A 7,626-nucleotide genomic window follows, 5' to 3' on the forward strand; every position below is an offset into this window, starting at 1 on the left:
AGCCAGGAACCAGCACACCCACCCCCACCTGACGCAAGCAACGAAGCGCCACACCCACAGCACCCCGGCGTGAGCGACGAGCCGCCGCCCATCCGGGTCTTGCTTGCCGAAGATCAGGTGCTGGTGCGCGACAGCTTCAAGCTGCTCATCGACAGCACGCCGGGGCTGGTGACCGTGGGCGAGGCCGGCACGGGCGCCGACGCGGTGCTCCTGGCCCGCCGGCTGAGGCCCGACGTCGTGCTCATGGACGTGCGCATGCCCGGCATGGACGGCATCGAGGCCACCGGCCACATCTGCGCCCACCCCGACAGCGCCGGGGTCCGGGTGCTGATCCTCACCACGTTCGACCTGGACGAATACGTCTACGCGGCGCTGCGGGCGGGCGCCAGCGGCTTCCTGCTCAAGAGCGCGACCGCGGCCGAGTTGCTCACCGCCATCCGCGTCGTCGCCTCCGGCGATGCGCTGCTCGCGCCCTCCGTCACCCGCCGGCTCATCACCGAGTTCCTGCTGCGCCCCGAACGATCCCCGGCTGCCCGCGCCCTCGACGGCATCACGCCGCGCGAGGCCGAGGTGCTCACCCTCGTCGGCCGGGGAAAGTCCAACGCCGAGATCGCCGAGCACCTCCACCTCACTGTCGGCACCGTCAAGACCCACATCGGCCGCCTCCTGATGAAACTGCAGGCCCGCGACCGCGCCCAACTGGTCATCGCCGCCTACGAGGCCGGACTCGTCACCCGCTGAACCGCTCCGCCCGCAGGGAAATGATTAGACCCACGCCTAACCCAGACGGGCAGGAAGCGGTCGAGCGTGGACAGGGCGCTCATCACGCTGGGCGTGGGCGCGACGGCCTCGGCAGAAAAGGCGGACATACGGGACGTCTCTTCTCACACGGTGGTGGGCACGGTCAGGAGCGCGGACAGCTCGCCCAGGGTCTCGGGGACCAGCCGGTAGTACACCCAGGAGGAGCGGCGCTCCGAGGTGAGCAGGCCGACGTCCTTGAGCACCTTCAGGTGGTGGCTGATGGTCGGTTGCGACAGCTCGAACGCGTCCGTGATGTCGCAGACGCACACCTCGCCGCCCGCCCGGCTCGCCACGATCGACAGGATGCGCAGCCGTACGGGGTCTCCCAAGGCCTTGAACACCCGCGCCACTCCCGCCGCCTGCCCAGCGCTGAGCGGCTCGCGCGCGAGCGGTGGGCTGCACTCCAAGATCTCCAGCAGTTCCATCACGCCCTCCCCGCATAGACAAGCATCTATATTGATGGAGGTCTATAGATGCTCGGTACGCGGGGTCAGATTCCGGTCGTGGAGCTGCGGCGTTCGATCAGCAGGACGTCCCGACGATGCGGAAACCGAGGGCGCGGTGCAGGGCCAGGCTGGCGGCGTTCTCGGGGAAGATCCCGCCCTGGACGGTCCGCACGCCGGCGTCCTCACTGGCGGGTCGATGAAGCTGCCGCGAGCCAGAGCGGCGGGGTTCGGCTGGAGCACCGTCAGACGCGGAACCAGGGCGGCCCGCAGTGTTTCGCGGGCCTCCGGCCCCTGGACGGGGGCGTCAGTCCTCCTTCTCGATGCGGACCGTGCCCGCGCTGCCGTCGATGGTGATGAGCTGGCCGGTCCTGATCTCGTGGGTGGCGTCGCGTACGCAGATGACGGCCGGGATGCCGTACTCCCTGGCGACGGTGGGGCCGTGGGCCACGGGCGAGCCGGTCTCGGTCACCAGGCCCGCCGTCGTCATGAACAGCGGGGTCCAGCCGGGATCCGTGGTGGGGGCCACGAGGATCTCGCCCGGCTCGATGTGCGCGCCGGACGGGTCGCGGATCACCCGGGCCCGCCCGGTGGCCCGGCCGGCGGCCCCCGCCATCCCGATCAGCACGCCGTCCTCCACGGGCCCTCGCGGGGCGAGCGCCTCCACGTCGGTCCCGTCGGACAGCAGAGCGCCCGGGACGGCGGAGCGCCGCAGTTCCCGCTCGTACGCCGTGCGGCGTTCCGCGATCAGGCCCCGATGGTCGGCTCCGCCGTGGACGACGGCCTGGGCCTCGAACAGGTCGAGGAACATGATGTCCTCGGCGCGCTCCAGCAGCCCTCGCGTGACCAGGTCGTCCCCGATCAGCAGCAGTTCACGGCGTGCCGCCTGCAACGCCGGCAGCCAGGCGAACTTCCCGATCTCCCGCAACCCGGTGAGCCGGCGCGAGCGGCGCATGAGGAACGCCGCCAGCCGGCCGCGTACCGGTCTGGCCCGCCGCGCCCGCCGCGACAACGTCTCGACCATCTTCTCCGCCCGCTGCGCGGCCTGCTCGAACCGCCGGTCGGGGGCCTGCGCCGGGTCGTCGACGCGCAGGTAGTTGGCGATGGTGGCGAACAGCGGGGACGGGTCCTCCGCCCAGCGCGGCATGCCGACGTCGATCTCGGCGGCGGCGCGCATGCCGTACCGATCGAGGAAGGAGGCCATCCCGATGTCGGGCAGCCGTCCCTCGCGATACCGCGCCGCGAGCTCCCGGGGCGGGGTGGTGAGGAACAGGTCGCGGTGTTCGCGCGCGTTGACCGCGACCTTCCAGAGGGCGAGGTCCATCTCCGTGGTCACGTTGTTCGGCATCCCGCCGAGGACGACGTCGAGCTCCTCGTCGGTGGCGACGCCGTCGAGCAGCCCGGACGGCACCACACCGACGAGCATGCCGGTCACCAGCGGCCACACGATGCCCATCATGTCGACGCCCATGACGGCTTTGTGGGAGTCCTCGATCACCCAGCGGAGCCGTTCGGCCGGCGTGGCGGATGCGGGCGGCGGCGTGATGGAGCGCCTGATCTCCTCCAGGCCCCGGTAGGCCCGGGCCCGGGCGGCGTCCGGCCGGGCCAGACTCCGTGCGATGCCGAAGATCGCCGGCCCCGTCAGCCGCAACGTCATCCTCACGGCGCTGCCGACGCGGAACGGCAGGCCGCGCCGCGGCGCGAAGCGGGGATCGTCCATCACGCGCTCGACGGCCCCCTGCACCCGCGGCCCGTACACCTCCAGAGACGTCCGCAGCCGCTTGCGCATGGCCTTGTTGCGGATGAAGTCGGTCAGGTCGAAGTAGAGCCGCCCGCCGATGGGCACCATCCGGGGCATCGGATCCCGCGGGTCGATCGTGGCGCCCGCCGCCTTGAACCACAGGCCGCCGCCCGCCTTGAGTAACGACACCCCCATCGGCGTGGCCGGGCGCAGCATCCCTTGGAGGTGACCGACCTCGAGGTAGAGCCGCATGTCGCCGGTGTCGGGCGGGGCCGGGAACAACGTGGTGATCGGCCGCGACTGCAGCAGCCACAACGTGCCGTCCGCGTCGATGGCCCACTCGACGTCCTGCGGCGAGCCGAAGTGCTTCTGCAGCCGCCGCCCGGCGTCCCGCAGCGCTTCGAGCTGCTCCTTGCCGAGGCACCCGTCTCCGTTCGGCACGGCCGGTGCCCGGTGGCCGATGACGTGGTGGTCGGGGACGACGGTGCCGTCGACGATCGCGGTGCCCAGCCCCGGGGCGGCGTCGACGACCATCTCGGTGCGGCAGCCGGTGATCGGGTTGGCGGTGAACAGCACGCCGGCGACCGCGGGGTCGATCATGCGCTGGACCACCACGGCCATGGCGGCCTCGTCGATGCCGGCGGTGGCGCGGTAGGCCACGGCGCGTTCGGTGTGCAGGGAGTCCCAGCACCGGCGGACCGCGTCGATGAGCGGGCCGGCGCCTTCGACGTTGAGATAGGTGTCCTGCTGGCCGGCGAAGCTGGCGTCCGGCAGGTCCTCGGCGGTGGCGCTGGAACGGACCGCGACGCGCCCGCCGCCGAGCCGCTCGTAGGCGTCGATCAGCTCCTTCTCCGGGAGCTGCCCGGACTGGTAGGACTCGACGGTCAGGCAGAAGCCGTCCGGTACGCGTTCGCCGGCTCTGATCATCTCGCCGAGCCCGGCCGCCTTGCCGCCCACCCGGTCGATCATGGAGGAGTCGATCCGCGCGAGCGGGATCAGGGTCATGTCGGCAGCAGAGGTCATGGGGAAGTCGTCCTCCTTCTCCGCGACGCGGAACGTCGCGGGCCGACCAGACTTCCCGGCTCTCCACCAGCACGCCAGAAGGCGCGTCTTTGGTCAATAGCCCAACTTTAGCTCATACTGAAATAGCTGCAAGAGGATGAACAGGACAGGTATGAGCGACCAGGAACCGTTGCTGGAGTGGGTGGAACGTGTCGCCATGCAACTGGCGCGCGACGGGGTGCCGCCCATCGCCGGGCGCGTGCTGGGCTGGCTGATGATCTGCGACCCGCCGGAGCAGTCGGCCGGGCAGATCAGCACGGCCATCGGCGCCAGCCGGGCGTCGCTGACCTCGAACCTGCGGCTGCTGACGAGCATGGGCTTCCTGACCTGGCGTACGCGGCCGGGTGAGCGAACCGTCTACTACCGGATGGCCGACGACGCCTGGCAGGCGGTGGTACGCCACCAGGTCAACGGCATCACGTCGTTCCTGGACGTCACCCGGGACGGCCTGGACCTGGTCGGCCCGGACGACGAGCGCTCGGATCGCATCCGTCAGGCGCAGGCCACCTTCGAGTGGATGGCCAAGCTGTTCGACAACGCGCCGCCGCCGGGCGAGCGGAATCGTTGAGCCTCCTCTTCCGCAGGGCTGACCGTTTGGTTAGCATGCTGACCATGCGATCAGCCGAAGAGGATCTGACGGCGCGTGCCCGGATCAGGAACGCCGCGCTGGAGTTGTTCGGCGCCGAAGGGGTCGGCCGGGTGAGCCTGCGGGCCGTGGCCGCGCGTGCCGGGGTGTCGCACGCCCTGGTGCTCCACCACTTCGCCAGCAAGGAGGGCCTGCGCAAGGCGTGCGATGACTACGTGATCTCGCTCGTGCGCGGCGGCCCGGAAGCCGACCTGGACGACACCTCGGGCCTGGCGGCGATGCTGGAGGCCGGCGGCGCCGTGCGCCGCTATCTCGGCCGGGCGTTCCTGGACGGCACACCGGAGGCGGCGGCGCTGTACGACGAGATCGTCGAGGCCACCGGCCGCTGGCTGGAGCAGGGCGTACGCGAGGGCTGGGTGCGGCCCAGCGAGGACCCGCGCGCCCGCGCCGCGATGTACGTGACCTGGCTGCTGGCGCCGCTGGCGTTCGGCGAGCACCTGTCGCGGGCGCTGGGGGCGGCCGACGTGCACGACATGGAGACGACGCTGCGCTTCTCCCGCGCCGGCATCGAGATCTTCACCCACGGGGTGTTCGCCGACGAGCGCGCCCTGCAGGCGTGGGACGCGGTGCGCAAGGAACGCGGATCGTCCCCGTCATGACCGTCCCGCCCAAGACCTTGGAGGCGCTGTGAGCACCTCGCTCATGGACCTGTTCACCACCCGCGACCGCGACGCCTTCCTCACCGATCTGGCCGAGAACGGCCCCGTGAGCCGCGGGCACTACGTCGACGGCACCCCGATCTGGCTGGTCACCGGCCATCCGGAGAGCGTGACCGTGCTCACCGATCCGCGTTTCAGCAGCGACCCGGGCAAGCAGTCCGCCATCGACATGAGCGCCGCGACCGCGTTGCCCGAGGACGTGGCCCCGTACCTGATGAGCACTCTGGGCGCCTACGACCCGCCGGACCACACCCGGCTGCGCCGGCTGGTGTCACGCGAGTTCACCGCCCGCCGGGTGGAGGCGTTGCGGCCCCGCATCCAGGAGATCACCGACGAACTGCTGTCCGGCCTGCCGGAGGAGTTCGACCTCATCGAACGTTTCGCCTATCCGCTGCCGATCCAGGTCATCTGCGAGCTGCTCGGCGTGCCCGAGGCCGATCGGGCGGTCTGGCGCGGGTGGGCCGCCGAGCTGACCGCGCCCGATCCGGCCCGGGTCGCGGCCGGGGCCCGCGGCCTGGTCGGCTACATGGCCGACCTGATCGAGCGCAAACGTTCGCGCGGCGGACAGGACCTGCTGTCGGGCCTCATCCGGGTACGCGACGACGACGGCGACCGGCTCGCCGACGACGAGCTGATCGCGTTGTCGATCAGCATCCTCATCGCGGGGCACGAGACCACCGTCGGCCTGATCAGCCAGAGCGTGCGGCTGCTGCTCGCTCACCCGGATCTGCAGGACGCCCTGCGCGCCGAGCCGGCCCTCCTGGCGACCGCGGTGGAGGAGTTCCTGCGCTACACCGGGCCGGCCGAGATCGCCGTCATGCGCTACACCCTCCAGCCGGTCGAGCTCGGCGGCGTGACGATCCCGGCGGGCAAGGCCGTGCAGGTGGTGTACGCCGCCGCGAACCGCGATCCTCGGCGCTTCGACGGCCCCGGCCTGCTCGACGTTCGCCGGCCGGACAACGCCCACCTCGGCTTCGGGCACGGCATCCACTACTGCCTCGGCGCCGCCCTGGCCCGCGCCGAGACCCGGATCGCGCTCGCGGGGCTGCTCGGCCGGTTCGCCGTTCTGGAGGCGGCCGTGCCCGCGAGCGAGATCGGCTGGCGGCCGGGGATCCAGCGGGCACTGACCCGGCTGCCCGTGCGCACCGTCGCCTCACCGTGAGGCTGCCGACTGTGGGTTTTGGTAGATCTTTCTACATAGCTCGCGTTAAGTGATATTTCGGACAGCACCGCTGACCTGCGCTTTTACTCTCTGCGGAGCCCTTGGCCGCCCCTTTAGGGGCACTTGACCTGCGGAAACAGCACGGTACCCTCGCCCTACCACAGACTTCCGGTTTAGCCACACCAGTCCTTAGTCATCACTTTTGTCAGGATCTGCGTGTGTAAATCCGGTCTTGTCCGGGAGGGTCCCACACTTCCATGTCGCCAGAGATTCCGAAGTTCATCGACGCGGCCTACGTCCTGGCCTCGTGGCACCAGACCACCGAGGCGGGAATCACCGACGACCAGTCCGACCACCGGACACCCTACGAGCCGTCCGGCGACCACGGGGGCCATGACCGGTGGCCCGGCCCTGACTGGGGTCAGCAGCAGCAGGGGCCCGGCCACCAGCGGCCCTTCCACCAGGACGACCCGGGCGGGCCGCGGTCAGGCCACGACCACGGGGGCCAACCGGGCGGTCCCTACGACCGGCCGTACACGGACACCGACGGCCGCCACAACTCCCACGGCCAGGACTTCCAGGGAAGGGACCAGGACTTCCAGGGAAACGGCCAGGGCTCGCACGGCAAGGGCTCTCACGGTAAGGGTCAGGACTGGCAGGACAAGCCGACCGGCCCAGGAAAGCCCGACCACGACGGCACGGACCAAAAGGGCTCCCACCAGGGCGGCTCGGACCAGCAAGACCACCACACCGGCCCCCACCGGAACGACACCGACCAGCAGGACCACCAGCAGGGCTCCCATGAGAAGGGCTCCGACCAGCAAGGGCATCAGGACGGCTCCCAGCAGGACGGCGGCGACCAGCAGAGTCACCAGGACAACCCTCAGCAGGACGGCAACGAGCACGAGGGCGCCGCCCCGTCGCCCACGGCGACCGGTCCCGCCCCCGAACCGACCCGTACCTCGGACGTGCCGCCGATCACCGGCGAGCCGACGCCGTCACCCTCGGACACATCGACGGCCATCCCCCAGCCGACCTCCGACACGCCGACCGCCACCGCCACTCCGACAGCGGGCACGCCTTCGACCACGGCCACTCCGCAGCCCACCGAC

General features: G+C 71.0%; 7 protein-coding genes and 1 pseudogene. 5 read left to right on the top strand and 3 right to left on the bottom strand.

All coding sequences use genetic code 11. The annotated features are described in order from the left end of the window. The first annotated feature begins 69 nt into the window (after positions 1-69). Positions 70-741, top strand: a complete 672-nt coding sequence (locus C1J01_RS44050; RefSeq protein WP_111184968.1) for a response regulator — start codon at positions 70-72, stop codon at positions 739-741. Positions 742-884: 143 nt separating this feature from the next. On the opposite strand, the gene C1J01_RS44055 is transcribed toward C1J01_RS44050, so the two are convergent. The 3 genes from C1J01_RS44055 to C1J01_RS44065 all read right to left on the bottom strand — a co-directional run bounded on the left by C1J01_RS44055 (position 885) and on the right by C1J01_RS44065 (position 3,990). Next, positions 885-1,226: an ArsR/SmtB family transcription factor gene (locus C1J01_RS44055; RefSeq protein WP_111184969.1), complete on the bottom strand. Its 342-nt coding sequence runs from the start codon at positions 1,224-1,226 to the stop codon at positions 885-887. A gap of 97 nt (positions 1,227-1,323) precedes the next feature. After that, complete coding sequence (locus tag C1J01_RS53895) at positions 1,324-1,419, bottom strand: GNAT family N-acetyltransferase (RefSeq protein WP_369122770.1); 96 nt, start codon at positions 1,417-1,419, stop codon at positions 1,324-1,326. Between the two features lie 132 nt (positions 1,420-1,551). Continuing rightward, complete coding sequence (locus tag C1J01_RS44065) at positions 1,552-3,990, bottom strand: PEP/pyruvate-binding domain-containing protein (protein WP_111184970.1); 2,439 nt, start codon at positions 3,988-3,990, stop codon at positions 1,552-1,554. Positions 3,991-4,159: 169 nt separating this feature from the next. Between C1J01_RS44065 and C1J01_RS44070 the strand changes: the two genes are divergently transcribed. From C1J01_RS44070 to C1J01_RS44085, 4 genes and pseudogenes are all read left to right on the top strand, one after another. Continuing rightward, positions 4,160-4,615, top strand: coding sequence for a GbsR/MarR family transcriptional regulator (locus C1J01_RS44070; RefSeq protein ID WP_111184971.1), 456 nt, complete (start codon positions 4,160-4,162; stop codon positions 4,613-4,615). A 44-nt stretch (positions 4,616-4,659) separates the two neighbouring features. Next, complete coding sequence (locus C1J01_RS44075; protein ID WP_111184972.1) at positions 4,660-5,292, top strand: TetR/AcrR family transcriptional regulator; 633 nt, start codon at positions 4,660-4,662, stop codon at positions 5,290-5,292. Between the two features lie 28 nt (positions 5,293-5,320). Then, positions 5,321-6,514: a cytochrome P450 family protein gene (locus C1J01_RS44080; protein ID WP_181449304.1), complete on the top strand. Its 1,194-nt coding sequence runs from the start codon at positions 5,321-5,323 to the stop codon at positions 6,512-6,514. Between the two features lie 257 nt (positions 6,515-6,771). Continuing rightward, positions 6,772-7,626: pseudogene (locus C1J01_RS44085) on the top strand (hypothetical protein); the annotation flags it as partial.

Origin of the sequence: Nonomuraea aridisoli (genome assembly GCF_003236395.1) — a bacterium.
Taxonomy (GTDB): domain Bacteria; phylum Actinomycetota; class Actinomycetes; order Streptosporangiales; family Streptosporangiaceae; genus Nonomuraea; species Nonomuraea aridisoli.